Below are 24,327 nucleotides of genomic sequence, written 5' to 3'. Positions count from 1 at the left end.
ACGCCCATTTTGAAGAGTGACCCTAAGGTTCTTATGAGCCGAAAATGAAGAAACACTGAAGCGCGGGCAGGTGCTGTCATCCGGACAGATTTCCTGCTACCGTTTTTTTCTTAAGTTATTCTTCATTCACGGTTGATACCGTTACCAATGTGAAAATTCTACTTATCGAAGACGACCTGGATCTCGGCAATGGCGTACGTATCGCCCTCTCAGATCAAGGATTTGACGTCATATGGGTTCGCCGTAAAGAGGATGCGCTGCATCAGCTTGACGTCTGCGTGCCGGAACTTATTTTGCTCGACCTGGGGCTGCCCGACGGCGATGGCATGAGCCTGATGACGCGTTTGCGTCAGCAACTCAAGGGGATCCCCGTCATCATCCTGACGGCGCGAGGGACGCTGCAGGATCGCCTGTGCGGGCTGGATGCCGGCGCGGACGACTATCTCGTCAAACCCTTTATTCTCGCCGAGCTGCTGGCGAGAGTGCGAGCCCTTGCACGGCGCAGCTACGGTTTTGAAAATGAGGCGATAGAAATTCGTGGGCTATCCCTTCATGTCCCGACGCGCCGCGTGACGGTGAGTTCGCGGCATATCGATTTAACGGCCAGTGAATACGCGCTGCTGGAAACGTTGATGCTGCGCGCGGACCGCGTGCTGACCCGGCGGTTTCTGGAAGAAAGGATATTCGGCAACAAAGAGAACCTCAGCAACGCGCTCGACGTGCACATGGGAAATTTACGGCGAAAAATCGGCGACGGCTATGTGCGAACGGTCCGGGGCGTCGGGTACGTTATTGATACCGTCTCAATACAGAAGGTGACCGGTTAATGCAAAACGTCTGGTATCACCTGAGGCGTCCGACGCTGGTACGGCGAATTATCATCGCCCAGATGCTGCTGCTTACCCTGCTGTGGTGTCTTTTTTTAACCTTTATTCTGTGGGAGGACCTGCGTAGCCCCCCTATCCTCACGGGCAGTAAAACGTACGAAACCGTTTTTACCCTGGCTGAGCGTATGGATATCGTACCGCTGTGCTGGAGGCCTTCAGCAAGGCGCTGCGTGAAGGTTACGGCGGAGGGGAAGATCCCGTGCTGTCGATTAACCTCATCGTTCGCAAAAATAATACCGTTATTTTTGCCTCCGACGGTGCGCCCGCAGGGATAACAAACACCCGGTTCGGCGAACTGGAGCATGTTCAGAGTGGTGATCGTACCTGGACCAGCCGCACCCTCAAATCCCCGCACTCCGACGTGGAGGTTACCCTTTTCACCCCAGCCAGCGGCTGGAACTTCTTTATCTATCTGAACTCGCGCGGGTACTACATCCTGCCGCTGCTGGTCTGCTTCCCTTTTCTGCTGTTTCCCGCGTGGCTGTCAATACGCATTGCGATGCGTCCCTGGAATAAGGTGGTCGATGAGATTACGTTACGCACGCCGGACGATCTCTCCCCGTTAAAAGCCGTACCGAAGCACAGAGAGCTTCGCCAGATGGTGGACGCGATCAATGACTTTCTTGCCAGGGTGCGTGAAAGCGCGGAAAGGGAGCGGGTTTTCATCGCGGATGCCGCGCACGAGCTGCGTACGCCCCTCGCGGCGATGCGCATCAACGTGGAGGCGCTGCAGTCCTGGGTCATCAGCGAAAGCCAGCAGGAGCTGCTTGCCGGCGTGATCCGCAGCAACAGCCGCGCCGCGCGTCTCGTCAATCAGCTGCTGCTGATGATGCACAGCGAAGCGCGTATTGATACGGCCATGGAGCCCGTGCCGCTGACGACGCTCATCCAGGCGCGTATGGCCGAGCTGGAGCCCTTAGCGTCTGCGCGGAGGATCGAGCTGGAATTCTTTGCCGAGGATGAAGTGTGGATCTCAGGCGTCAGGGAACGCCTGGTGTCGCTCGTTGACAACCTCATTGAGAACGCCGTGAAATACAGCCCCGAGGGCGGGCAGATTCAGGTCGACGTACGTGCAGGCGATCGCGTCGTTCAGCTGCGCGTCTCCGATGCGGGCCCCGGTATTCCGGTCGAGCTGCAGGAGCGCGTGTTCGACCGCTTTTTCCGAGATCCCAATCAGGTGCAAAGCGGCAGCGGGCTGGGGCTTGCCATCGTCAAAGCGGTGGCGCAGCAACACAACAGCAGCGTAAATCTGAGTACCTCTGCAGAAGGTGGCCTCCTGGTCACGGTTGACTTCCCGAACCGCACGTTTAGCTAAAGCAGAACAGGGGGTTTGATCGCAAATGCCGCAGATTGCTTCAAAATAATTACCGTATTTGTTATATTGTTGTTTATTGCTTATTCACCTCTGCGGTGCCAAAAAGAACAAGATTCACCGCAACCCAGGACAGAGAAATGTTAGATTACCGCTTCCCGACAGCTTTGCAGATGGTTCTCAGCGTAGCGATGGCGGAGCAATTGGGTGAACGTTCAACGAGTGCGATTCTGGCCTACGGCCTGGAAGCGAACCCGAGCTTCATCCGCAAATTGATGGTTCCGCTGACGCGAGACGGCATTATCGTCTCAACGCTTGGCCGTAACGGCTCCATTCATCTTGGTCGCCCGCCAGAAGAGATCACCCTGCGCGACATCTACCTGTCGGTCATCGAAGATAAAAAGCTGTGGGCGTCGCGCCCTGACGTACCGGCTCGCTGCGTGGTCAGCGCTAACGCGTGCTGGTACTTTAAATCAATTTCCGAAGAGGCCGAGCAGGCGTCGTTAGCGGTACTGGCCCGCCATACCGTAGCAAGTGCCCTGGAAGCGGTGAAAAACGCCGACAGCAGCGGCTGGGATCCGCTCCCCGATCTCATCGCCCAGTATCAAAAAACATCGTAACGTTTTACCTGATGCGAAAAAAAACCGCCTTCACTGTGAAGGCGGTTTTTTATTATCAGCAACGTCCCTACGCAGGCAGCACGTCCCTTTCCTCTTTCTTCCCACGCGTGACGAACTTACGCAGCGTCACGTAGAACACCGGCGTCAGGAACAGACCAAACAGCGTCACCCCCAGCATACCGGAGAACACCGTGATCCCGGTGACGCCACGTACTTCTGCGCCCGCGCCGTGGCCGAGGATCAGCGGAATGGTCCCGGCAATAAAGGCGATGGAGGTCATCACAATCGGGCGTAAACGCAGGCGACACGCCTCCAGCGCGGCCTCCATGATGCCTTTACCCTGAATTTCCAGCTCGCGGGCAAACTCCACGATAAGAATGGCGTTTTTACAGGCCAGCCCCATCAGCACCACCAGCCCCACCTGCACGAAGACGTTGTTATCGCCCCCGGTCAGCCAGACGCCAAACAGCGCCGAGAGCATGGTCATCGGCACGATGAGGATCACCGCCAGCGGCAGCGTCCAGCTTTCATACAGCGCCGCCAGCACCAGGAACGCCAGCAGCACCGCGACCGGGAAGACGATCAGCGCCGTGTTGCCCTGGGTGGCCTGCTGGAAGCTCAGATCCGTCCATTCAATGTTCATCCCGTTCGGCAGGATCTGCTTAGACATCGCGTCCAGCTGCGTCATCGCCTGCGCTGATGAGAGCACGCGCGGGTCGGCATCGCCAATCAGGTCCGCCGCCGGGTAGCCGTTGTAGCGGATCACCGGATCCGGCCCGTAGGTGGTCGTGATGTTTACCATACTGCCAATCGGTACCATTTCGCCCTGGCTGTTACGGGTGCGCAGATTCGCAATATCTTCTACGCTGTCGCGGAACTGCCCGTCCGCCTGTGCCATCACGCGCCAGGTACGTCCGAACTGGTTGAAGTCATTGACGTACGACGAGCCCAGATAGGTTTGCAGCGTCCCGAAGAGATCGGTCAGCGACACGCCCTGCGCTTTCGCCTTATCGCGGTCTACCTGCACGTCCAGCTGCGGCACGTTAGCCTGGTAGGTTGAGATCGGGAAATGCATCCCCGGCGTCTGCATAATCGCACCGGACATGGTGTTCACCGCATTTTGCAGCGCGCCATAGCCCAGACCACCGCGGTCCTGGATGTACAGGGAATAGCCCGACCCCTGACCCAGCCCTAAAATCGGCGGCGGCAGGATGGAGAAGCCAAAGCCCTGCTGGATTTGCGCGATTTTCGCGTTAATCTCCGCGTTAATTTCCGCCGCGGAATGTTTACGCTGGTCGAACGGCTTCAGGCCGAAGAAGACCGTCCCGGTATTCGGCGTATTGGTGAACTGCAGCGCATTCAGCCCCGGAAACGCGACCGCATAGTCCACGCCTTCGGTATTCATCCCGATTTCGCTCATTTTGCGGATCACCGCATCGGTGCGGGCCAGCGAAGAGCCTTCCGGCATTTTCACGCCGCCGATCAGGTAAAGCTTGTCCTGCGTCGGAATAAACCCGCCGGGCACCGCTTTAAACATGACGCCTGCGGCACAAAGCAGCAGCAGATAAACCACGAATACCGCGCCGCGTCGTCCCAGCGTTTTGCCCACCAGTCCCTGATAGCCGTTTGAGCTGCGGAGGAAGAAGCGGTTAAACGGACGGAAAATCCAGCCGAACAGACGATCGATAAGCCGGGTCGGGAAATCTTTCGGTGCGCCGTGCGGCTTTAACAGTAGTGCTGCCAGCGCGGGAGAGAGCGTCAGCGAGTTAATCGCTGAAATCACCGTAGATATCGCGATCGTCACCGCAAACTGCTTGTAGAACTGGCCGGTAACGCCCGACAGAAACGCCATCGGCACAAACACCGCGCACAGCACCAGCGCAATCGCGATAATCGGCCCGGACACTTCACGCATCGCCTGGTGCGCAGCCGCAAGCGGCGCAAGCCCCTCTTCGATGTTTCGCTCGACGTTTTCCACCACCACGATGGCGTCGTCCACCACGATACCGATGGCCAGCACCAGCCCGAACAGGCTCAGGGTATTCAGCGAGAAGCCCAGCAGGTAGAGAATGCTGAAAGTACCCACCACCGACACCGGCACCGCGATCAGCGGAATGATCGACGCGCGCCAGGTTTGCAGGAACAGAATGACCACCAGCACGACCAGCACCACGGCTTCCAGCAGCGTCTGCACCACCGCACGGATCGAATCACGCACGAAGACCGTCGGATCGTAAGGTGCCGCCCACTTCATGTCTGCCGGGAAGCGCGTGGACAGTTCGTCCATTTTCGCGCGCACCGCGTTAGACAGATCGATGGCGTTCGCCCCTGGCGACTGGAAGATACCAATCCCGACCGCGTCTTTATTGTTCAGCTGGGAACGCAGCGCATAGCTCCCGGAGCCCATTTCAATCCGCGCCACGTCGCGCAGGCGGACGACCGTACCATCCTGCGTTGTTTTCAGGACAATATTGCCAAACTCTTCTTCGGTATGCAGACGGCCCTGGGCGTTAATGGAGATCAGGAAATCGCTCTCTTTCGGCAGCGGCTCGGCGCCAAGCTGACCGGCGGAGACCTGTACGTTTTGCTCCTGCATCGCCGTGACCACGTCCGAGGCGGTCAGACCGCGCGCCGCCACTTTATTTGGGTCCAGCCAGACGCGCATCGCGTACTCGCCGGAGCCGAAAATCTGGATCTGGCCGACGCCGGGCAGGCGCGCCAGCTCATCCTTCACCTTCAGCGTGGCGTAGTTGCGCATATACAGCGAGTCGTACTTACCGTTGGGCGAAAACAGATGCACCACCAGCGTCAGCGTCGGGGACTGTTTCTGGGTGGTAATGCCCAGGCGCCGCACGTCTTCCGGAAGACGCGCCTCGGCCTGCGCGACGCGGTTCTGCACCTGAACCTGCGCCTGATCGGGGTCAGTCCCCGGACGGAAGGTCACGGTAGTCACCAGCACGCCGTCCGAACCCGCGACGGATTTCATATACATCATGTTCACGACGCCGTTGATCGCCTCTTCCAGCGGCGTCGCCACGGTCTCGGCAATCACTTTCGGGTTGGCGCCCGGGTACTCCGCGCGCACCTGCACGCTTGGCGGCACGACGTCAGGATATTCGCTCACCGGCAGCAGCGGGATGGCGATTAACCCTGTGATAAAAATCAGAATCGACAGGACGGCAGCAAAGATCGGCCTGTCGATGAAAAAGCGGGAAAAGTCCATGGGTTGGATTCTCAGGTCAAGGGATCAGTTGAGGGCGCTGGTGGCGGTCATGGCAACGGTTTTGGCGTTAACCGACATACCCGGCATAAACACTTTCTGTAAACCCTCGACGATGACTTTGTCACCAGGGTTCAGCCCCTGCCGCACAATGCGTAAACCGTCTGCCAGACGTCCCGGCGTAATGTCGCGACGCTGCGCTTTCCCCTCTTTATCCACGATATAGACGTATTTACGATCCTGATCGGTCAGCACCGCCTTGTCGTCGATAAGCGTGGCTTTGAATTCCGCGCTGCCCGGCAGGCGTACGCGGGCAAACAGTCCCGGTGTAAACTGACGCTGTGAGTTATCCAGCAGCGCGCGCATGCGGATGGTCCCGGTGCTCGGCGTGAGCTGGTTATCCAGGAAATCCACTTTGCCCTGATGGGGATAGCCCTCCTCGCCCGTCAGGCCAATCTCAACCGGCAGCGCCGTGTGATTGCTGGACGCCCCCTGCCCGCTGCGGGCCAGGTTTTGATAGTGAAGGTAGGTTGACTCGTCCACGTCAAAGTAGACGTACACCGTCTTCTGCGAGACCAGCGTGGTGAGGACGCTGGCAGTGTCGCCCGCAGTCACCAGGTTCCCGCTGGTGATCAGCGCCCGGCTGGCGCGACCATCGATAGGCGCGGTCACTTTGGTGAAGTCCAGGTTGAGCTGGGCTGCGTCAACCGCCGCCTGCGCGGCGCGAATGTCGGCCTGCGCCTGAACGGCAGCCGAGCGACGCTGCTCCCACTCTTCCCGTGAGACCAGATGGGTATTGATCAGCTTATCGGTACGGTTAGCCTCACTTTGCGCCAGGCTGGCCTGCGTTTTGGCTCTCGCCAGGTTTGCCTGCGCCTGTTCCAGCGCGGCGCGATAGGTACGATCATCAATGGTGAACAGCACCTCGCCCTTCTTCACTTCCTGGCCGTCGGTGTAATTCACCTTGTCAATGTAGCCGGACACGCGCGGGCGCAGCTGAACGCTCTCCACCGCTTCAATCCGGCCGTTAAAGCTATCCCACTGGCTAATCGATTTCACCACCACGTCAGCGGCACTCACGGCAGGCGCAGGTGGCGCGGCATTTTGCGCGACGCTGTTATCGCATCCGACGAGCAGCACGGAGAGCAACATGGCCCCCAGCGCGCTCAGATGAGAATTACCCCAGGTTTTTTGCAGGCTCATTATTTTTATTCCGATAATTGTCGCCACCGGGCAAGACGCAGCAGGAGGCACCGCGCCACTTCCTTTGTCCGGGGGCTGTCTTAAGGCCATTTGTGTCGTTCATCGCCACAAAACTGTAACAGTTGCGAATACACTATTCGCGGCGATTGTAGGAAGGCGCTTAACTAAGTGCAAGAATAATTGTTGCACTTTATGTGCTATTTGAGTGGATGTGAAAAGACCCGTTTCGGTCAGGGATTTAAATGCAACAATAAAACTTGCAATTACTGCAAAAACGCGCCACCTTTAAATGCAACAGACAAAGATACTTTTTCATCCGCTGCGTGGGGGTAACCAGATGAACACTGGCGCATTTATGCATGATTTACTCGACTGGATCGACAACAACCTGGACAGCCGACTGGACATTGAGACCGTCGCCAGGCGTTCCGGCTACTCAAAATGGCACCTCCAGCGCCTGTTCAAAGAGCATACGGGCTATCCCCTCGCCGGGTATATTCGCGCGCAAAAGCTGCAAAAATCGGTTGAGCGGTTATCCCACAGTGACGAACCGATTCTGAACGTGGCGATCGCGCTGGGCTTTGACTCCCAGCAATCCTTTAACCGCAGCTTTAAGCGTCAGTATGGTCAGGCGCCTGGGGCATGGCGACGGAGTATGGGTGGCCCGGAAACACAGCAGCTTCGCCAGTAATGCATATTTTGCTGCAACATCGATCTGTTGCTGTTATACTGTATATAAATACAGTATAGCGAGGTGCACGATGGCTGTTGAAACAAAATTTGTTGTCGTAAGAAAAGGTGAAGAGAAAATGACTTTTGCCAGTAAGAAAGAGGCTGACGCTCACGACAAGCTGCTCGATATGGCCGACGCGTTCACCGACTGGCTGTTGCAAAGCGGAATGCAGATGGATGAAACGCAGGCTGAAAATCTTGGCCTGTATCTCGCCGAGCAGAAAGAGACCGTGCAGCATATTCTGCGTACCAGCAAGCTTCCCGATCTCACTGCTCCAGCTGTAGCGGATACAACAGACTCCGATGCGGCTGACACGAAAAAAATCAGGGCTGTGAAAGCGGCCTGATTGTCAGAAAAATCATCACCGTTCTGGAAGCCGTAAGCAGATAACTGCTTACGGCTTTTTGGCTGTCTGTAGTACTCTCCTGCTGATTGATGTTAACGATACCATCGTTTCAAAGCAGGAGATAATGCACTTACATTAAAAAATAGGACTTTCGGGAAGGTGAAGTGGGTTCAGTCCTTTTAATATAATTTAGAAATATTCATTTTTGTGATTAGAAATCCATACGAGGCTTGAGTCACGATAGTCGTCGTTAGTGGATGCTATGAGCGAGCATTTATCTGCATTACCATCAGCGGTGTAAGCACAGCTTTGCTTCACCATGAAAGTGATGTCCTCTCTTTTCGACACTAATTCTGAGTCAAGGAATTGCGCACTCCCGGATGGGTAAACGATGTGTTCATCTTTTGGATCTTTGTAGTTTATTATGCGAACGGGGAATTGGCTGTTATGATACTCATATCGCTCTACAACTTCGCCCGTATCTTTGTCCATTATTTTTTCCAGCAAGCCACGTATATTATAACTGAGTAAGTAATTACCCTTTTCATTCTCAAGCTCAGTAATTTCGCAGCGCTCATTTATTTTTCCGGTAATACGCTGGCCTTTAAGTGACGTCAGTAAGCCATCTTTATTGACCAAATGAAACTCTCGATCATTTGCCTTGTCAACCATGTTGATACTCGTAAAGCATCCGCTGCGATCATATCTAACTTCTGTCATAACCTGAAGTTTACCTGTAACATCCCGCATCCACTGGAGGCTATGTTTTACGTTCCCGGTTGTTGCATCATGATCGAATAAAAGAGCAGCATTTAAGACCGACGGTTTGAATTGAGTAAATGCCGCGACATCAAATGATAACGTCAATAATAATAGATTTAAAAAAACACCTGTTTTCATAAGTCATCCCTTTATTAATAAAATAGTATTCAACGATGATGTGAATTCGCGCTCTCATATTTTACGAATAATCAAAGCATTTCCATGACACACGTTAAGTGTCTGCTTTTTGTTCTAATCAATCGATACAAGGGCCCCTCATTTTTTGTGTGCACTCGCTTTCCGACGGATCTCAATCATCCTGATATACATATCACGCAACTCCTTATTCTGCTTGATTACCATTTCTTTGGGCAAGGATTCTCTCTCACGATTCCATTCATCAACGACACCCTGGCACGCCAGATAAGCGTCATTAACAATATTTTCAGCTGGAATCATCGTGTTGATATAGGGAAAGGTATGTTTGTTCAGGCATACAGAGACAGGTGGGCCATAATCATGTTCTTCGGCATGTAAGGTAATAGCAATAAGGAGGATAAACAATGTTAGAAATCTCAACTTTTTTTCCCCTGATAAATACTGTTTCGTCAAATGACTGTCTTCCGGGGAGTTATCGACTTTGTGCAAAAAATCTTTAGTTACCCAAGGAAGTTATTATCCTGCTGTAGGGACTGCTGACACAAAACCTGACAGATGAAGGTTTTAATGACTTGATATCAGATTAGAAATCACCCCGTTGAGCTCACAATTCATAGCAGGCGTAACCTTAAAACTATCCGCTTCTATGCTAAACCTTCCAACCACAAAACCTGGTAGCTATACAAACACGCAAGACTGTTAAGTTAATACACTTCCCCCTCTCTGAGAAAATACGCATGACCCCACATCCGTTACGCCAGATCATCGAATCCTGTGACCACGCTATCACCACCAAAAACTATGACGAGCTGATGGAATACTACGCCGAAGACGCGGCTTTGGTGGTCAAGCCAGGCATGACGGTTAAAGGCAAAGAAAACATCCGCAACGCGTTTATTGCCATCTCAGATTATTTCCAGGACCAATTGATTGTGGAACAAGGAGAGATGCAGGTGATCGAAGGCGGTGACAATGCCCTCGTTATCATGGAAACAGTTCTGCGTTTTCCTGATGGTCAGGGTGGAATAACGGAAATGTCGCGCCGCGCGACCTATGTTTTTCGGCTGGAAAGCGACGGTCGCTGGCTTTGTACTATCGACAACTCCTACGGCACGTCGCTTCTGGATACCGGAAACCGATCGCGTTAATCACGGCTTCAAAGGGGCGCTGCCGCCCCTCCACGCCAGCCCCTTAATGCGCAGTAATGCGCGGCTCCTTCACAAACTCAGCCAGCAGCCACACCATATCGTGCAGCAGGCCCGTCAGCTCTTTCGCTACGTGAGCGGGTAGCGTTCCCCCCATAACGGCTTGCGTCAGCGCCAGAACATAGTCCACCTGCGTTAAGGTGTCCTGCCAACAGTCGGGCACGCAGGAGTTGATTTTCTCACCCATGATCAACTGTTCAATCAGGTATGGCGGAAGATCGACATCACAGAGTTCACGTAGCCTGCGCATGGCCTGAAGGAGACGCTCGCACAGCGCTGTACGGCTCGCGACATCATCGGTTTCGACCAGCACGCTCACAAGCGCGGCGCAGTTGTCGGCGACGTCAAAGAGATCCGCATCGGTCGGAAGCGGTCGGGAGATAAGTTGCAGAATGACGTTTTCGTCAGACGGGAGATAAGTCAAGGTTGGGATAGTCGCCATACAAGGCTTCCTTCTATATGGAGTTTATTTAACCACCCTTTGAGTTCCTACGCTCGGGGGGTAGCGCTGACAGAGGTAGGAATACCGCCCATATAGAAAACGGCCAGCCTTACGGCTGCTCCGTCAGCGCCACCGTTATTGTAACGAGATCGGCACTGCTGCGACATACGTAATGTCACTATATGGTTGACGGGTTCCTACGCCCGATTGCGGATGTGCCGCAACGCAGGCACTTTACGACCGCGCCCCGTAGAGGAAAAGACATAACGCTGAATTTCATAAGGTTACTTTGCGGTTTGCGAGACGCCTTCCAGAATGACAACGCTGCCCTAAATTTTAAGGGTATCAATCACCGCTCTCGCTGGGCTTTGACTCCCGGCAGTCCTTCAACCGCAGCTTTAAGCGTCAGTATGGTCAGGCGCCTGGGGCATGGCGGCTAAGTATTGGCTGTCGTGAAACGTTAACCGAACGTTTTTAGGGTCAACGAACTTACCGTCGGCGGTAACATAGGCGCTATTCACCACTTCTCCACTTTCTTTGTCTGTTAACGCAATATGCGGTGCGTCGTGCAGTATGTTTTTATGACCCCACTCCATCAAAGAGAAAAGAATCGGCGCAAGGCTGCGGCTTTTGGCGGTGAGAACATACTCATACCGTTCACGCGCCCCTTCTTCCTGATAAGGGATTTTGCAAAGCAGGCCGAGTTCAGTCATTTTTTTTAACCGGTTCGCAAGCGTCTGCCTGGTGATTTTTGTATGATCCCGTATCGTTTCAAAGCGTGTTACCCCATAAAACGCCTCTCTCAGAATCAACAAAACCCATTGATCGCCAAGAAGCTCAGCGGCCGCCGCTAACCCACAAAGCTCAGGTAATAAGTACGGTAATGATTTATTTTTTGACATCTCTTCGTTTGCCTCGTAACCTGAGTATGATTTAAAGACTCAGTTATTTAAGGAGAATACAATGCCCTTCGTAAATGTGCAAACCATTAAAGGAATTATGAATTCGGAGCAAAAAAAAGAACTGCTACGTCGTATGACTGACCTTATTGTTGAAATTGAGGGAAACGGCGATCCTGAATTCCGGCGTTCAGTATGGATCCGTATTGACGAGCATGAACCGGAACAGTGGAGTCTTGGGGGAATACAGCCCACATCTGAAATGATTGCTGCAAAATTTGCCTCACCACAGCGGTCCTGATTTATTTTTAGTCATAGCTCACAGGCGGGCAGTTTGAATGTCCGCTCTCGTGATGTTATGCCGCCCTAAATTTTCAGCGTATCGATCACAGCCCTCAGGGCAGGCGACACGTTGCGGTGCGGATAATAGAGATACAACCCGTCCATGCGCAGGCTATAGCGCTGCAACACCCGGATAAGCGTTCCGCGCTCCAGATCGTCAGCCACCAGCTCCACCGGGACATAGGCCAGCCCAAGCCCCAGCCGGGCGGCCTCGGCTTCCATGTAGCTGTCAGACAGCGCCCATTGCCCCTCTGGCCGATGGGTGATTTTTTTCCCGTCCTGCACCAGTTCCCACTGATAGTCACTACCGTCGGCAAACTGGTAGGCAATGCAGGGATGAGCCACTAAATCGGCTGGCGTCTGAGGAAAACCGTAGCGTCTGAAGTGTTCCGGGGCAGCCACCGCGGCCATTTCCATATCAGGCGTGATACGCACTGCAATCATTCCCTGCCCCACTTCCGGCCCCAGTCTGACACCCGCATCGAACCGCTCGGCGATAATGTCGACGAAGCGGCTTTCATTCATCAGTTCCAGCCTGATGTCCGGGTAACGCTGTTTAAAAATGGCGAGCTTTGGCAGCAGACATTTATCGATAGCGTGCTGGCTGGCATTAATACGCACCGTGCCGGACGGCGTCTGACGATAGTGTGCCAGGGTCGCCAGACCCGTATCGAGCGTATCGAATGCAGACTCGGCGGTCTGATAAAGCTGTTCCCCGGCATGGGTGAGCGAGAGCTTGCGCGTGGTGCGGACCAGAAGTTGAACGCCCAATCGCTCTTCCAGCTCGCGAACCGAGCGGCTGATCCCGGATTGCGCCAGCCCAAGCCGCTGCGCAGCCGCCGTGAAGCTCCCCTCCCGTACCACCTGCATGAACAGGTACAGCTCATTATAGTTTTCCCGTTTCGCCATCATCCCCACCAATTTATAACAATATGATATGAATCCTAGCAGATTTCGTCCTCTAATCAGCACTATTTCTGCTAACTATAATGACCGCAACACAACAACCCAGGGTTCATTTCTATGAAAACATTTACCCAAAAACTGTCCGTTGCGATGCTGCTATGTGCATCATTAAGTGGAGTGACAACAATGAGTTATGCAGAAACCACCAACCCAAACGCGCCTGTTTCGATGGTGAGCGCATGGGATAAAACCTTCGCCGAAAGTGACAAAGTCGATCACCGTAAGGTGTCCTTCCAGAACCGATACGGGATCACTTTGGTAGGCGATCTGTATCTTCCCAAAAACCGCGGCGACCGCAAGCTGGCGGCGATTGCGGTCAGCGGGCCATTTGGCGCGGTCAAAGAGCAGTCCAGCGGCCTGTATGCGCAAACCCTTGCAGAAAATGGGTTTGTGACCCTGGCGTTCGATCCGTCCTATACGGGCGAAAGCGGTGGCCAGCCGCGCAACGTAGCGTCTCCGGATATCAACACTGAAGACTTTAGCGCGGCGGTGGACTTCCTCGGGTTGCAGAAAGAGGTTGATCGTAACCGCATTGGTATTCTCGGCATCTGCGGCTGGGGCGGTATGGCGCTCAACGCAGCATCCATGGACACCCGCGTGAAGGCGGTCGCCACCAGCGTGATGTATGACATGAGCCGGGCGATGGGCCACGGCGTGGGCGACGGAAAAGATCGCTATTCAACGTCTGACCGCCGTGCCGTTCTGCAGTATCTGAACGCACAGCGCTGGAAAGATGCTGAGAACGGTACCTTCGCGCACGGCGGCCATGACATTTATGTCGATGAGAACGGCAAGGTGACGGCAGCTGAACGTATTCTGCCGGAGGCGTTACCTGACAACCCGAATCCGGTACTCAAAGAGTTCTTTGACTACTACCGTATGCCGCGCGGCTTCCATGCGCGCTCCGTCAACTCCAACGGCGCGTGGACCGCGACCACGCCATTATCATTTATGAATATGCCGCTGCTGAGCTACGCCGGGGAAATTACTATCCCAACGCTTATCGTAACCGGTGAAAAGGCACACTCCCGCTACTTTGCTGAAGATGCGTTTAAAGCGGTCGGCAGCAAGCAGAAGGAACTGGTGATTGTTCCGGGCGCAAACCATGTCGATCTCTACGATAATGCTGCCGGGAAGATCCCCTTCGGCCAGTTTGAGCAGTTCTTCAAAACCAACCTGAAATAAACCTCTACGCCACCCGCCCTAAACGGGTGGCTCTTTGTGAAATCTGACTATGTCTACACTGAGCCGCACCACTTCACAGAACACAGAGCATGCACACTGGAGTGGCGTTTTTGCCATGACCCTGTGCGTATTTGTCCTGATTGCCTCGGAATTTATGCCCGTCAGCCTGCTTACCCCCCTTGCCAGAGATTTGGGCGTTACGGAGGGTCTCGCTGGCCAGGGGATCGCGATTTCCGGCGCGCTGGCGGTGCTGACCAGCCTCTTCCTTTCCCGGCTTGCCGGGAATATAAACCGCAAACACCTTCTTCTGGGCATGACGCTCCTGATGGCGCTCTCGGGGATGATTATCGCTTTCGCCCCAAACTATCTGGTTTACATGACAGGCCGCGCACTGATCGGTATCGCTATAGGCGGGTTCTGGTCCATGTCTGCCGCAACGGCCATTCGCCTTGTTCCGCCGCATAAGGTTGCGCGCGCGCTGGCCATTTTCAACGGCGGTAACGCGCTGGCAACGGTGGTGGCCGCCCCGCTTGGCAGCTATCTTGGGGCCACTATTGGCTGGCGCGGCGCATTTCTTTGTCTGGTGCCCGTGGCGATAGTCGCGTTCATCTGGCAGTGTTTAAGCCTGCCTGACATGAACGCGCGTAAAAACGGTACATCACGAGGAAGTGTTTTTCGGTTATTCCGCCAGCCTGCCGTTTCCGTTGGTCTGCTGGCCTGCGGCCTGTTCTTTATGGGGCAGTTTGCGCTGTTTACCTATCTGCGCCCGTTCCTTGAAACCGTCACCCGGGTGAGCGGAGCCGGGCTGTCGCTGATTTTGCTCACCATAGGCGTTGCGGGTTTTGTGGGCACCCTTTTCGTTGCCCTGGTGCTTAATGCCGCGTTTTACATAACGCTGATCGCGATCCCTCTACTGATGGCGGCCATCGCAGTCGCGTTGATTCTCGCCGGGCATAACGTGTGGATTGTGGCCCTGCTGTCAGGCCTATGGGGGATGCTGGCAACATCAGCACCGACGGGGTGGTGGACGTGGATTGCGCGAACGCTGCCGAAGGATGCTGAAGCCGGCGGTGGACTGATGGTTGCGGTGATCCAGCTCGCCATTGCGCTCGGCTCAACGGCGGGCGGTATAGCGTTCGATCGTTATAGCTGGCAGAGCACGTTTGCATTGAGTGGCATAGTGCTCCTCTTTGCGGCAGCGCTAACGTTTCTGCTTTCGCGTCTTCACAAATAACGCGCCGGATGATTTTTTGACGCTTTTCTTCACCGTTCGTGTATTGTTTTTAAACAATAACATCCATTAAAGGACACCTGCGCAATGATCACCATCCTCGGCAAAACCACCTCCATCAACGTTCGAAAAGTACTCTGGACCTGCGAAGAAGCAGGCATAGCCTATCAACAGGAAGATTACGGCAGTGGTTTTGCCTCAACGGAAACGGATGCCTTCCGCGCCCTGAATCCCAACGCCATGGTGCCAGTGCTGATTGATGACGATTTCGTGCTGTGGGAGTCCAATTCCATCTGCCGTTATCTGGCGCGCAAGGCCGAACGCCACGATCTGCTGCCTGCCGCACCGCAGGCTTGCGCCAACGTTGAGCGCTGGATGGACTGGCAGGCCACTGAATTTAACAACGCCTGGCGCTATGTCTTCCCGGCGCTGGGGCGTAAAAACCCGGCCTTTAACGACCCCGAGCGCATTGCGGCAGGAATCAAAGAGTGGAACCACTGCATCACCATTCTGGAAAACCAGTTACAGCGCACCGGGGCCTTTGCGGCGGGCGAGACGTTTACCCTCGCTGACGTGGTGCTTGGGCTGTCGGTGAATCGCTGGAAAATGACGCCGTTTGATAAGCCAGACGTGCCCGCCATTGAGGCCTGGTTCGAGCGTCTTAACCAGCGTCCGGCATTTTTGCGTCACGGCAATAACGGCATGGTGTAAAACTTAATGCCTGAATGAATACCCCAACGAGGCTGTTTTTTTAATTACGAAACCCTGATTGTCGTCAGAGGGAATAATAATTAAGCCATATCCTGGACAGCCCGTTGCACCGCTTTGCTAGCCTGAATAGTCAGGCAAAGCTCAACCCGGAGGTATTCTTGCTGATTAAACTCAAGAAAGAACGAACGCATCAGGAGGATCGCCGGCTTGCTCTCTGGCTGGCGACCTCAGCAGGTTTGCTGAACGCCATCGCCCTCGGGGCATTTGGCTTTTTCCCCTCACACATGACCGGCAACACCTCACAGTTATCCAGCGAAGTTTCTTCTACCGATCTGAGCGATATTATTTTCTTCGGCTCGATAATTCTCTCTTTTGTGGCTGGCGCCATTATTGCGCGCACGATCGTCATATGGGGTATTATCCATAACGTCAGGCTGGTTTTTTGCCAAATCCTTTTTGTCGAGGGGATATTACTGACCGGCGTTTCCTTTTACGAAATGTATTTCCATGCGCTCACCAGCAATCGCGAGATTATTCTTTTTCTCTGCTTTCTGATGGGCATTCATAATTCCACCTCCACGCAACTTTCCGGCGGACGGGTAAGATCGACGCACATTACCGGCACGCTAACGGACGCGGGGATTTCCCTGGCCTCCGTCATGGTGGCGATGCTTCGCAGGGATTACTCCAAAGATACGGCGGCGCAAAAAAGCCAGCTAAAAACCCACTTAACCACCCTGTTTTCGTTCATTACGGGCGGTATTGCGGGGCTGCTGCTGTTCCGATGGATTGGCTTTAACGCCATGCTGGCGCTGGGGGTAATGCTCGCGGTTGTCGCCACCGTCTCAATTATCACCGTCTCGTCGCGGGTTCGACGGGTTCGCGCTGGCGTCTGAGGGTTGCAACTGCCCCAGCAGGCGCTGCATGTTGTCATCACAGGTGATGCCCTCCGGCCTGTGGGTGATACTCGTGACCAGGTCCAGCAGCTCCCTTCGGTTTTCCTCCAGCTGCTTCTGCATCGCCTCTATTTCAGCAATGCGTGTCTTCAGGGACTGGATCAGTCCCTCATGATCCCAGCGCTGTTGCGGCTGCGGCAAGAAGCGCCGTATTTGCTCAAGGGTGAACCCGGTCCGTTGCGCATTGTCGATAATGTTCAGCAGCGCAACCGCATCAGCGGAATAGGTACGGTACCCGTTCCCCTGCCTGACGGGTCGCGGCAGTAAGCCTTCCGCCTCATAAAACCGAATGCGCGACGGGGTAATTCCCGTCATTTTCGACAGCTCGCCAATTTTCATTTCGTCCGCTCTGGCATATTGACCTTAAAGTTAACTTTAAGCTTAAACTTTTTATGCGGTCAACCGGATCGTCATCTCATCAGGAGCTAAAATGCACACTATTCTGGGCGCCAGCGGGCAAATTGCCCGTGAACTTGCCCGCGAGCTTAAACGCGAATATACCGACGAGATCAGGCTGGTCAGCCGACATCCGCAGAAAGTCAACGCCAGCGATAGCACGGTTGCAGCCGATCTCCTGGATGCGCAGCAGACGCAGGTGGCGATTAACGGTAGCGATACGGTCTATTTTACCGCCGGTCTGCCGCCTGATTCCGCGCTGTGGGAGCGTCATTTTCCGACCATGCTGGACAATGCCCTGGAGGCCACGCGTAAGGCGGGGGCAAAATTCGTCTATTTCGACAACACCTATATGTACCCCCAGAGTAACGTGCCGCAAACCGAAGAGACGCGCTTTGCGCCCTGGGGGCGGAAAGGCCACGTGCGCGCCCTGATGGCAAACCGGGTGCTTGACGAAATGCAACGGGGCGACATTCCCGTCCTCATCGGTCGGGCGCCGGAGTTTTACGGGCCTGAGAAAACGCAGAGCTTCACCAATACGCTCATTATCGACAGGCTGAAGCAGCATAAGCGTCCGCGCGTTCCGGTGCGTGACGACACGCTTCGCACCCTCATCTGGACGCCGGATGCCAGTCGCGCGCTCGCTCTGCTGGGCAATACCCCTGAGGCCTACGGGCAGACGTGGCACTTGCCCTGCTGCGATGAAAGGCTGACGTACCAGCAGTTCGTCACTCTCGCCTGTGAGGTCTTTGGACAGCCAGCGGACTACTCCGTCCTCGGCAAGTTGGCCTTCGCCGCGACGGCGCTGTTTTCGCAAGGCGCGCGCGAAATGCGCGAGCTGTTGCCCCGGTACGAGGCTGACAACCTGTTTGATTCGACGAAGTTTAAAGAGCATTTCCCTGCGTTCACCGTTACGTCATACCGGAAGGGACTCGAGAACATCTGGCAAGAGTGGAAATCAAAAGAGCCCGGTGCAGCGTAATCACGGCGCCGCGTCACCGGGAATGCGGTGCATTATTCGTGACAACGTCACATTCAAATCTCTTCTTTAGGACTATTCTGCCCGCCCCACAATCAGGCCTTATGCCATAAGGCCTGACCTTAGGTTGCCACTAGTTTCATAGGGTTACTGATTTTACCCCTTCGCTGGAACCCTTCCCAAACGCTTGCTATAGGTCATCTACCCCTGCCGAAACATGGCATAACAACAGGCAACCGGTGGTTGCTATAACGCATGCGCACAGGGAGACACACCGCAATGCACCCATTACTCAAACGTTCGCTGCTGTTTGTCGGCGCGATTATCGTGGTTCTCGCCCTCCTCGTCTGGGGGATCGGGCTGGAGACCATCAAAGCGCGTCGGGTTGACCTGATCTATCTCGGGCAACAGCATATGATTCTGGTTTTCTCATCAATGTTCTTTGCCCTGCTGGTGGGTATTCCGGCGGGTATTCTGCTGAGCCGCCCGGCCGCGCGGGGTATTGCCGAATATGTGATGCAAATCTTCAACGTCGGCAATACGCTGCCACCGCTGGCCGTGCTGGCACTGGCGATGGTGGTGATCGGCATCGGCGATACGCCCGCCATCATCGCCCTGTTCCTCGCCTCGCTGCTGCCGATCGTGCGTAATACCTATGCCGGGCTATGCTCGGTCCCACCGTCGCTGCTGGAAGCGGCAAACGGGATTGGCATGACCAAATGGCAGCGTCTGCGCCAGGTTGAGCTGCCTGCCGCCTGGCCGGTGATGCTCTCAGGGATCCGCATCGCCACCGCCATTAACGTCGGTACCGCACCGCTGGCGTTCCTGATTGGTGCCAGCAGCTACGGCGAGCTGATTTTCCCCGGCATTTATCTGAACGATTTCCCGACCCTGATCCTCGGCGCGGCGGCCACCGCCCTGTTCGCACTGATCCTCGATACCCTGCTGGCGGCGCTGGGTCGCGTGATGAGTCCCCATCTCGCTCGATAACAATAACAAGGAGCTTTTATGAGACTGTTTTCCGGCCTGACGGCGCTGTGTGCAGCGGTGCTGTTCACCAGCCAGGCGATGGCGGCCCCGCTGATTCTGGCAACCAAGAGCTTTACCGAGCAGCATATTCTCTCGGCGATGACCGTGCAGTACCTGCAAAAGAAAGGATTCCAGGTTCAGCCGCAAACCAATATCGCCACGGTGATTTCCCGTAACGCGATGATCAACAAACAGATTGATATGACCTGGGAGTACACCGGCACGTCATTAATCATCTTTAACCACATCAACAAGCGCATGTCGCCAGAGGAGTCTTACGAGACGGTGAAACGTCTGGACGCGAAGCACGGTCTGGTCTGGCTCAAGCCCGCCGACATGAACAACACCTATGCGTTCGCCATGCAGCGCAAGCGCGCCGAGGCGGAACATATCAACACCATGTCGGACATGGTGGCGAAGATTGAGCAGATCCGTAAAACCAACCCGGACAAAAACTGGCTGCTGGGCTTAGACCTTGAATTTGCCGGGCGCAGCGACGGCATGAAGCCGCTTCAGGCCGCCTATAAGATGGACCTGGACCGCCCGCAGATCCGTCAGATGGACCCCGGCCTGGTCTATAACGCGGTGCGCGACGGCTTCGTCGACGCCGGGCTGATTTACACCACCGACGGGCGCGTGAAAGGCTTCGACCTCAAGGTGCTGGAAGATGATAAAGGCTTCTTCCCGAGCTATGCCGTCACCCCGGTGGTCCGTAAGGACACGCTGGAGGCCAATCCGGGCCTGGAAGAGGCGCTCAACACCCTCTCTGCCCAACTCAACAACGACGTTATCACCGAACTGAACAAGAAGGTGGATATCGACCATCAGTCACCGCAGCAGGTCGCCCGTGATTTCCTGCGTAGCAAACAGTTGCTGTAGGAGGCGCTATGGAGACGATTCACTACATTCTGGACAACTGGGACTACCTGTTAACCCTGACGCTGCAGCATCTGTGGCTGGTGGCGCTGGCTGTAGGTTTAGCCATTCTCATCGGCGTCCCGCTGGGTATTCTGATTGTTCGCCACAAGTGGCTGGCAACGCCGGTGCTGGGGATTGCCACCATCGTGCTGACCATTCCGTCCATTGCGCTGTTTGGCCTGATGATCCCGCTGTTTTCGCTGATCGGTCAGGGGATTGGCGCCCTGCCCGCGATCACGGCGGTGTTTCTCTACTCGCTGCTGCCAATTGTGCGTAACACCCATACCGCGCTCGACAGCCTGCCGCCGGGCCTGCGTGAAGCCGGACGCGGCATCGGCATGACCTTCTGGCAGCGCCTGCGCTGGGTCGAAATCCCGATGGCGCTGCCGGTGATTTTCGGCGGGATCCGCACCGCCGTGGTGATGAACATCGGCGTGATGGCGATTGCCGCGGTGATCGGCGCGGGCGGCCTGGGCCTGCTGCTGCTCAACGGCATCGGCGGAAGTGATATCCGCATGTTGATCGCGGGCGCGCTGATGATTTGTCTTTTAGCGATTGTGCTCGACTGGCTGCTGCACCGTCTGCAGGTGGTTCTGACTCCAAAGGGGATTCGATAATGATAAAACTGGAAAACCTCACCAAACAATTTTCACAGAAGCACGGCCAGACCTTTAAGGCCGTCGACAACGTCAACCTGAACGTGCCCGAAGGGGAAATGTGCGTCCTGCTCGGCCCCTCCGGCTGCGGGAAGACCACAACCCTGAAGATGATCAACCGCCTCATTACCCCAAGCAGCGGGACGATCCTGATTAACGGTGAAGACACCAGCGGGATGGACACCGTCACCCTGCGCCGCAACATCGGCTACGTGATCCAGCAGATTGGCCTGTTCCCGAACATGACCATCGAAGAGAACATTACCGTCGTGCCGCGCATGCTGGGCTGGGATAAAGCGCGCTGTAAAACCCGCGCCGAAGAGCTGATGGATATGGTGGCGCTGGATCCGCATAAGTTCCTGAATCGTTATCCGCGTGAGATGTCCGGCGGCCAGCAGCAGCGCATCGGCGTGATCCGCGCCCTGGCGGCGGATCCTCCGGTACTGCTGATGGATGAACCCTTCGGCGCGGTGGACCCGATTAACCGCGAGGTGATCCAGAATCAATTCCTGGAGATGCAGCGCAAGCTGAAAAAAACCGTCATGCTGGTGAGCCACGATATCGATGAGGCTCTGAAGCTTGGCGACCGTATTGCGGTGTTCCGTCAGGGGAAAATCGTGCAGTGCGCCAGCCCGGATGAACTGCTGGCGAAACCGGCGAACGAGTTTGTCGGCTCGTTTGTCGGTCAGGACCGCACGCTGAAGCGCCTGCTGCTGGTCTCGGCGGGCGATGTCACCGACCAGCAACCGACCATTACGGTGCGGGGCTCTACTCCGCTCCCTGAAGCCTTTGCGACCATGGATGATAACGATATTCGCGCGATTACCGTAGTTGACGAACACGGCAAACCGCTGGGCTTTGTGAAGCGTCGCGAAGCGCGTAACGCCAGCGGAACCTGCGCCGACATCCTGCATCCGTTCCGCATGACCGGCAAAGCGGAAGACAACCTGCGTGTGGTCCTGTCACGCCTGTATGAGAGCAACACCAGCTGGATGCCGATCGTGGATGAGGACGGGCGCTACAACGGTGAGATTTCTCAGGACTATATTGCCGAGTATCTCAGTTCAGGACGTACGCGTCGGGCGCTGAATATTCATAGCGACAGCTAACCTTTCTGGCCGGGCATCGCCCGGCTTTTTCGCACGCATACCTTTTGCTAACCCCGCGATTTGCCGCCACAATATTGTATCTTTCCCGTTTACTCGCGACCCATGCAACGTCTTCATACATACCCCGACATCCGCGCGATGTTTCGCCGACTGCTGATTGCCACCGTCACCGGCGTGCTGTCCGCGCTGGCCGTTGCGGTGTTCCGCCACAGCATGTACCTGCTGGAGTGGCTGCTTCTCAGCAACGACAGCGGCAGCCTGGTGAATGCCGCCGCCTCGCTCTCGCCCTGGCGGCGCGCGCTGACGCCCGCGCTGGGCGGGCTGGCTGCCGGACTGTTGCTCTGGGGATGGCAACGTGTGACCGCCCAGCGGCCTCATGCCCCTACCGATTATATGGAAGCGCTGGAGACCGGCGACGGCCAGTTTGATTACGGCGCCAGCCTGGTGAAATCCCTTGCCTCACTGCTGGTCGTGGCCAGCGGAAGCGCCATCGGGCGTGAAGGGGCGATGATCCTGCTTGCCGCCCTCGCCGCCTCCTTTTTTGCCCGGCGCTTTACGCCCAAATCTGAATGGAAGTTATGGATCGCCTGCGGCGCCGCGGCCGGGATGGCCAGCGCCTACCATGCTCCGTTAGCCGGAAGCCTTTTCATTGCGGAGATTCTGTTTGGCACCCTGATGCTGGCCTCGCTCGGGCCCGTGGTTATCGCGGCGGTGGTGGCGCTTCTCACCACGCAGCTTCTGGCACCGGGTGCCGGCACGCTCTACGCGGTCCACCTGAGCGGCATCCTCACCGCGGCCGATTATGCCCTGCTGGTCGCGATGGGGCTGGTGGCGGGTCTCTGCGGGCCGCTGCTGATGTGGCTGATGGCGTTCAGCCACGGTCTTTTCCTGCGCCTCAAACTTTCGCCGCCGTGGCAGCTGGCGCTCGGCGGTGCGATCGTCGGGCTGCTGTCTCTTCTGACGCCGAAGGTGTGGGGGAACGGCTACAGCGTGGTGCAGGCTTTTCTGCTCGCGCCGCCGCTGCTGTCGGTCATTGCGGGCGTCTTTATCTGTAAACTGCTGGCGGTACTGGCGAGCAGCGGGTCGGGCGCGCCGGGCGGGGTGTTCACGCCGACGCTGTTTGTCGGTATGGCAACGGGTATGCTGTTCGCGCAGCTTTTCGCGCTGTGGCTGCCGGGTTCTGAGACGGCAATTTTGCTGGGGCTGGCAGGGATGGCGACACTACTCGCCGCGACCACGCACGCGCCCATTATGTCGGCGCTGATGGTCTGTGAAATGACCGGACAGTATTTTTTACTGCCCGGTTTGCTGGTCGCCTGCGTGCTGGCGTCCGTGCTGTCGCGGACGTTACGCCACGACTCGGTCTACGGTCAACACGCCACCGAGGGCAGAGAGATCGATGTACTGCGCTAACTCGCGCTGCTCGGCGCGAGGCAGATAAGGCAGCTCACCCACCAGCGGTCCGGGCAGTTTAGCGCTCAGCACGTCGATGATCTCTGCATAGTGCGCGAGGCCCGGGTTGATGCGGTTGGCCACCCAGCCCATCAGCGGCAGGCCGTCATTGGCAATCGCCTGCGCCGTCAGCAGCGCGTGGTTGATGCACCCTTCCTGGATCCCCACCACCATCACCACCGGAAGCTGTTCCTGCACCACCCATTCCGACAGCGGGCGCAGGTCGTTCATCAGGCTGCGCCAGCCGCCCGTCCCTTCGACCACCACGTGATCCACCTTCTCGCTCAGATTCGCCAGGCCGTCGGACAACAGGGGATAGTTAATCAGGCCGCTGTGCGCCACGCTGCTCTCCTCTTCGCTTAACGCGATGGGATTGACCGCATGATAAGGCAACTCCAGTGACGAGACGCTTTGCAGCACCAGGGCGTCTTTATTACGCAATCCCTCTGGCGTCTCTTTACTCCCTTTTGCGACCGGTTTGTACCCTGCCACGCGTTTACCGCTTGCTGCCAGCGCCTGCAGCAATGCGCGGGATACGACGGTCTTGCCGACAGAGGTATCAGTACCAGTAACAAAGAAACGCTTAAGCATGACTCACTCCACCTCTTG

At 56.0% G+C, this 24,327-nt stretch carries 25 protein-coding genes and 1 pseudogene; 17 read left to right on the top strand and 9 right to left on the bottom strand.

Annotation, left to right across the window (positions count from 1 at the left end; genetic code table 11):
- Window positions 1–149 precede the first annotated feature (149 nt).
- From F3J31_RS11000 to F3J31_RS10990, 3 genes and pseudogenes are all read left to right on the top strand, one after another.
- On the top strand, window positions 150–827 hold the full coding sequence (locus F3J31_RS11000; protein WP_045910403.1) for a response regulator transcription factor: 678 nt from the start codon (window positions 150–152) through the stop codon (window positions 825–827).
- A pseudogene (locus F3J31_RS10995) lies at window positions 827–2,202 on the top strand (ATP-binding protein). Before F3J31_RS11000 ends, F3J31_RS10995 begins: the two are co-directional and overlap by 1 nt.
- Window positions 2,203–2,339: 137 nt before the next feature.
- Window positions 2,340–2,819 carry an Rrf2 family transcriptional regulator gene (locus F3J31_RS10990; protein WP_025760257.1) on the top strand — a complete coding sequence of 160 codons (480 nt, stop codon included), beginning with the start codon at window positions 2,340–2,342 and terminating at the stop codon, window positions 2,817–2,819.
- Window positions 2,820–2,886: 67 nt separating this feature from the next.
- Here the strand turns inward: F3J31_RS10990 and oqxB are convergent, their stop codons facing one another.
- A complete protein-coding gene (gene oqxB, locus F3J31_RS10985; RefSeq protein WP_167213058.1) occupies window positions 2,887–6,042 on the bottom strand; it encodes a multidrug efflux RND transporter permease subunit OqxB in 3,156 nt (1,051 codons plus the stop codon).
- A 24-nt stretch (window positions 6,043–6,066) separates the two neighbouring features.
- Window positions 6,067–7,242: an efflux RND transporter periplasmic adaptor subunit gene (locus tag F3J31_RS10980; RefSeq protein WP_167213055.1), complete on the bottom strand. Its 1,176-nt coding sequence runs from the start codon at window positions 7,240–7,242 to the stop codon at window positions 6,067–6,069.
- Window positions 7,243–7,579: 337 nt separating this feature from the next.
- On the opposite strand from F3J31_RS10980, the gene F3J31_RS10975 reads away from it, so the two are divergent.
- Together F3J31_RS10975 and F3J31_RS10970 are read left to right on the top strand one after the other, a co-directional pair.
- Window positions 7,580–7,933: a helix-turn-helix domain-containing protein gene (locus tag F3J31_RS10975; RefSeq protein WP_025911432.1), complete on the top strand. Its 354-nt coding sequence runs from the start codon at window positions 7,580–7,582 to the stop codon at window positions 7,931–7,933.
- A 70-nt stretch (window positions 7,934–8,003) separates the two neighbouring features.
- Window positions 8,004–8,321: a YebG family protein gene (locus F3J31_RS10970; protein WP_045335983.1), complete on the top strand. Its 318-nt coding sequence runs from the start codon at window positions 8,004–8,006 to the stop codon at window positions 8,319–8,321.
- Between the two features lie 189 nt (window positions 8,322–8,510).
- On the opposite strand, the gene F3J31_RS10965 is transcribed toward F3J31_RS10970, so the two are convergent.
- Window positions 8,511–9,221, bottom strand: coding sequence for a YnfC family lipoprotein (locus F3J31_RS10965; RefSeq protein ID WP_167213053.1), 711 nt, complete (start codon window positions 9,219–9,221; stop codon window positions 8,511–8,513).
- A gap of 138 nt (window positions 9,222–9,359) precedes the next feature.
- On the bottom strand, window positions 9,360–9,731 hold the full coding sequence (locus F3J31_RS23425) for a hypothetical protein (protein ID WP_080474224.1): 372 nt from the start codon (window positions 9,729–9,731) through the stop codon (window positions 9,360–9,362).
- Window positions 9,732–9,979: 248 nt separating this feature from the next.
- Here F3J31_RS23425 and F3J31_RS10955 point away from each other — a divergent pair, with 248 nt between their 5' ends.
- Window positions 9,980–10,390, top strand: coding sequence for an SgcJ/EcaC family oxidoreductase (locus tag F3J31_RS10955; protein ID WP_167213049.1), 411 nt, complete (start codon window positions 9,980–9,982; stop codon window positions 10,388–10,390).
- A 43-nt stretch (window positions 10,391–10,433) separates the two neighbouring features.
- Here F3J31_RS10955 and F3J31_RS10950 read toward each other — a convergent pair whose 3' ends face one another.
- Both F3J31_RS10950 and F3J31_RS10945 read right to left on the bottom strand, forming a co-directional pair.
- Entirely contained in the window at window positions 10,434–10,889 is a 456-nt protein-coding gene (locus tag F3J31_RS10950) for a hypothetical protein (RefSeq protein ID WP_167213036.1), read from the bottom strand.
- Window positions 10,890–11,287: 398 nt separating this feature from the next.
- Window positions 11,288–11,791 (bottom strand): helix-turn-helix domain-containing protein, encoded by a 504-nt coding sequence (locus F3J31_RS10945; protein WP_023311523.1) that lies wholly within the window; start codon window positions 11,789–11,791, stop codon window positions 11,288–11,290.
- A gap of 61 nt (window positions 11,792–11,852) precedes the next feature.
- Between F3J31_RS10945 and F3J31_RS10940 the strand changes: the two genes are divergently transcribed.
- Complete coding sequence (locus F3J31_RS10940) at window positions 11,853–12,089, top strand: tautomerase family protein (protein WP_032674674.1); 237 nt, start codon at window positions 11,853–11,855, stop codon at window positions 12,087–12,089.
- A gap of 65 nt (window positions 12,090–12,154) precedes the next feature.
- Here the strand turns inward: F3J31_RS10940 and F3J31_RS10935 are convergent, their stop codons facing one another.
- The gene (locus F3J31_RS10935) at window positions 12,155–13,039 is read right to left on the bottom strand and encodes a LysR family transcriptional regulator (RefSeq protein ID WP_045910615.1); all 885 of its coding nucleotides are present in this window, start codon (window positions 13,037–13,039) and stop codon (window positions 12,155–12,157) included.
- 114 nt (window positions 13,040–13,153) lie between these two features.
- On the opposite strand from F3J31_RS10935, the gene F3J31_RS10930 reads away from it, so the two are divergent.
- The 4 genes from F3J31_RS10930 (at window position 13,154) to F3J31_RS10915 (ending at window position 17,119) form a co-directional block, all read left to right on the top strand.
- Entirely contained in the window at window positions 13,154–14,281 is a 1,128-nt protein-coding gene (locus F3J31_RS10930; RefSeq protein ID WP_167213033.1) for an alpha/beta hydrolase, read from the top strand.
- A gap of 49 nt (window positions 14,282–14,330) precedes the next feature.
- Entirely contained in the window at window positions 14,331–15,515 is a 1,185-nt protein-coding gene (locus tag F3J31_RS10925) for an MFS transporter (RefSeq protein WP_045910393.1), read from the top strand.
- A gap of 84 nt (window positions 15,516–15,599) precedes the next feature.
- Window positions 15,600–16,223, top strand: coding sequence for a glutathione S-transferase family protein (locus tag F3J31_RS10920; protein ID WP_167213030.1), 624 nt, complete (start codon window positions 15,600–15,602; stop codon window positions 16,221–16,223).
- Between the two features lie 158 nt (window positions 16,224–16,381).
- On the top strand, window positions 16,382–17,119 hold the full coding sequence (locus tag F3J31_RS10915; RefSeq protein ID WP_167213028.1) for a YoaK family protein: 738 nt from the start codon (window positions 16,382–16,384) through the stop codon (window positions 17,117–17,119).
- Here the strand turns inward: F3J31_RS10915 and F3J31_RS10910 are convergent.
- Window positions 17,069–17,518, bottom strand: a complete 450-nt coding sequence (locus tag F3J31_RS10910; protein ID WP_045910390.1) for a MerR family transcriptional regulator — start codon at window positions 17,516–17,518, stop codon at window positions 17,069–17,071. The genes F3J31_RS10915 and F3J31_RS10910 overlap by 51 nt on opposite strands.
- Before the next feature lie 91 nt (window positions 17,519–17,609).
- Between F3J31_RS10910 and F3J31_RS10905 the strand changes: the two genes are divergently transcribed.
- The 6 genes from F3J31_RS10905 to clcB all read left to right on the top strand — a co-directional run bounded on the left by F3J31_RS10905 (window position 17,610) and on the right by clcB (window position 23,679).
- Window positions 17,610–18,557, top strand: coding sequence for an NAD-dependent epimerase/dehydratase family protein (locus F3J31_RS10905; protein WP_167213025.1), 948 nt, complete (start codon window positions 17,610–17,612; stop codon window positions 18,555–18,557).
- Between the two features lie 276 nt (window positions 18,558–18,833).
- On the top strand, window positions 18,834–19,544 hold the full coding sequence (gene osmY / locus F3J31_RS10900; RefSeq protein ID WP_167213022.1) for an osmoprotectant ABC transporter permease OsmY: 711 nt from the start codon (window positions 18,834–18,836) through the stop codon (window positions 19,542–19,544).
- An 18-nt stretch (window positions 19,545–19,562) separates the two neighbouring features.
- Window positions 19,563–20,462: an osmoprotectant ABC transporter substrate-binding protein OsmX gene (osmX, locus tag F3J31_RS10895; RefSeq protein WP_045910387.1), complete on the top strand. Its 900-nt coding sequence runs from the start codon at window positions 19,563–19,565 to the stop codon at window positions 20,460–20,462.
- Between the two features lie 8 nt (window positions 20,463–20,470).
- Window positions 20,471–21,118, top strand: coding sequence for an osmoprotectant ABC transporter permease OsmW (osmW, locus tag F3J31_RS10890; protein ID WP_014169860.1), 648 nt, complete (start codon window positions 20,471–20,473; stop codon window positions 21,116–21,118).
- A complete protein-coding gene (gene osmV / locus F3J31_RS10885; protein WP_061715364.1) occupies window positions 21,118–22,266 on the top strand; it encodes an osmoprotectant ABC transporter ATP-binding protein OsmV in 1,149 nt (382 codons plus the stop codon). The genes osmW and osmV overlap by 1 nt, the downstream gene beginning before the upstream one ends.
- Window positions 22,267–22,368: 102 nt before the next feature.
- Window positions 22,369–23,679, top strand: coding sequence for a voltage-gated ClC-type chloride channel ClcB (clcB, locus tag F3J31_RS10880; protein WP_167213019.1), 1,311 nt, complete (start codon window positions 22,369–22,371; stop codon window positions 23,677–23,679).
- Here the strand turns inward: clcB and bioD are convergent.
- Window positions 23,614–24,309 carry a dethiobiotin synthase gene (gene bioD / locus F3J31_RS10875; RefSeq protein ID WP_045910385.1) on the bottom strand — a complete coding sequence of 232 codons (696 nt, stop codon included), beginning with the start codon at window positions 24,307–24,309 and terminating at the stop codon, window positions 23,614–23,616. The genes clcB and bioD overlap by 66 nt on opposite strands.
- Between the last annotated feature and the right edge of the window lie 18 nt (window positions 24,310–24,327).

Origin of the sequence: Enterobacter sp. Acro-832 (assembly GCF_011752745.1) — a bacterium.
Lineage (GTDB): Bacteria > Pseudomonadota > Gammaproteobacteria > Enterobacterales > Enterobacteriaceae > Enterobacter > Enterobacter quasiroggenkampii.
Note: the sequence above shows the minus strand (reverse complement) of the source record. Positions and strands in the feature narration are given on the sequence as shown.

What these genes read in the sequence shown, in the direction of transcription:
- osmX (WP_045910387.1), top strand. Translation starts at nt 19,563, where the DNA reads ATGAGACTGTTTTCCGGCCTGACGGCGCTGTGTGCAGCGGTGCTGTTC.
- F3J31_RS10980 (WP_167213055.1), bottom strand. Translation starts at nt 7,242, where the DNA reads ATGAGCCTGCAAAAAACCTGGGGTAATTCTCATCTGAGCGCGCTGGGG.
- F3J31_RS10920 (WP_167213030.1), top strand. Translation starts at nt 15,600, where the DNA reads ATGATCACCATCCTCGGCAAAACCACCTCCATCAACGTTCGAAAAGTA.
- F3J31_RS10975 (WP_025911432.1), top strand. Translation starts at nt 7,580, where the DNA reads ATGAACACTGGCGCATTTATGCATGATTTACTCGACTGGATCGACAAC.
- F3J31_RS10905 (WP_167213025.1), top strand. Translation starts at nt 17,610, where the DNA reads ATGCACACTATTCTGGGCGCCAGCGGGCAAATTGCCCGTGAACTTGCC.
- F3J31_RS10950 (WP_167213036.1), bottom strand. Translation starts at nt 10,889, where the DNA reads ATGGCGACTATCCCAACCTTGACTTATCTCCCGTCTGACGAAAACGTC.
- F3J31_RS10990 (WP_025760257.1), top strand. Translation starts at nt 2,340, where the DNA reads ATGTTAGATTACCGCTTCCCGACAGCTTTGCAGATGGTTCTCAGCGTA.
- clcB (WP_167213019.1), top strand. Translation starts at nt 22,369, where the DNA reads ATGCAACGTCTTCATACATACCCCGACATCCGCGCGATGTTTCGCCGA.
- oqxB (WP_167213058.1), bottom strand. Translation starts at nt 6,042, where the DNA reads ATGGACTTTTCCCGCTTTTTCATCGACAGGCCGATCTTTGCTGCCGTC.
- F3J31_RS10945 (WP_023311523.1), bottom strand. Translation starts at nt 11,791, where the DNA reads ATGTCAAAAAATAAATCATTACCGTACTTATTACCTGAGCTTTGTGGG.
- F3J31_RS10965 (WP_167213053.1), bottom strand. Translation starts at nt 9,221, where the DNA reads ATGAAAACAGGTGTTTTTTTAAATCTATTATTATTGACGTTATCATTT.
- F3J31_RS10940 (WP_032674674.1), top strand. Translation starts at nt 11,853, where the DNA reads ATGCCCTTCGTAAATGTGCAAACCATTAAAGGAATTATGAATTCGGAG.
- osmW (WP_014169860.1), top strand. Translation starts at nt 20,471, where the DNA reads ATGGAGACGATTCACTACATTCTGGACAACTGGGACTACCTGTTAACC.
- F3J31_RS10925 (WP_045910393.1), top strand. Translation starts at nt 14,331, where the DNA reads ATGTCTACACTGAGCCGCACCACTTCACAGAACACAGAGCATGCACAC.
- osmY (WP_167213022.1), top strand. Translation starts at nt 18,834, where the DNA reads ATGCACCCATTACTCAAACGTTCGCTGCTGTTTGTCGGCGCGATTATC.
- F3J31_RS10910 (WP_045910390.1), bottom strand. Translation starts at nt 17,518, where the DNA reads ATGAAAATTGGCGAGCTGTCGAAAATGACGGGAATTACCCCGTCGCGC.
- bioD (WP_045910385.1), bottom strand. Translation starts at nt 24,309, where the DNA reads ATGCTTAAGCGTTTCTTTGTTACTGGTACTGATACCTCTGTCGGCAAG.
- osmV (WP_061715364.1), top strand. Translation starts at nt 21,118, where the DNA reads ATGATAAAACTGGAAAACCTCACCAAACAATTTTCACAGAAGCACGGC.
- F3J31_RS10955 (WP_167213049.1), top strand. Translation starts at nt 9,980, where the DNA reads ATGACCCCACATCCGTTACGCCAGATCATCGAATCCTGTGACCACGCT.
- F3J31_RS10930 (WP_167213033.1), top strand. Translation starts at nt 13,154, where the DNA reads ATGAAAACATTTACCCAAAAACTGTCCGTTGCGATGCTGCTATGTGCA.
- F3J31_RS10935 (WP_045910615.1), bottom strand. Translation starts at nt 13,039, where the DNA reads ATGGCGAAACGGGAAAACTATAATGAGCTGTACCTGTTCATGCAGGTG.
- F3J31_RS10970 (WP_045335983.1), top strand. Translation starts at nt 8,004, where the DNA reads ATGGCTGTTGAAACAAAATTTGTTGTCGTAAGAAAAGGTGAAGAGAAA.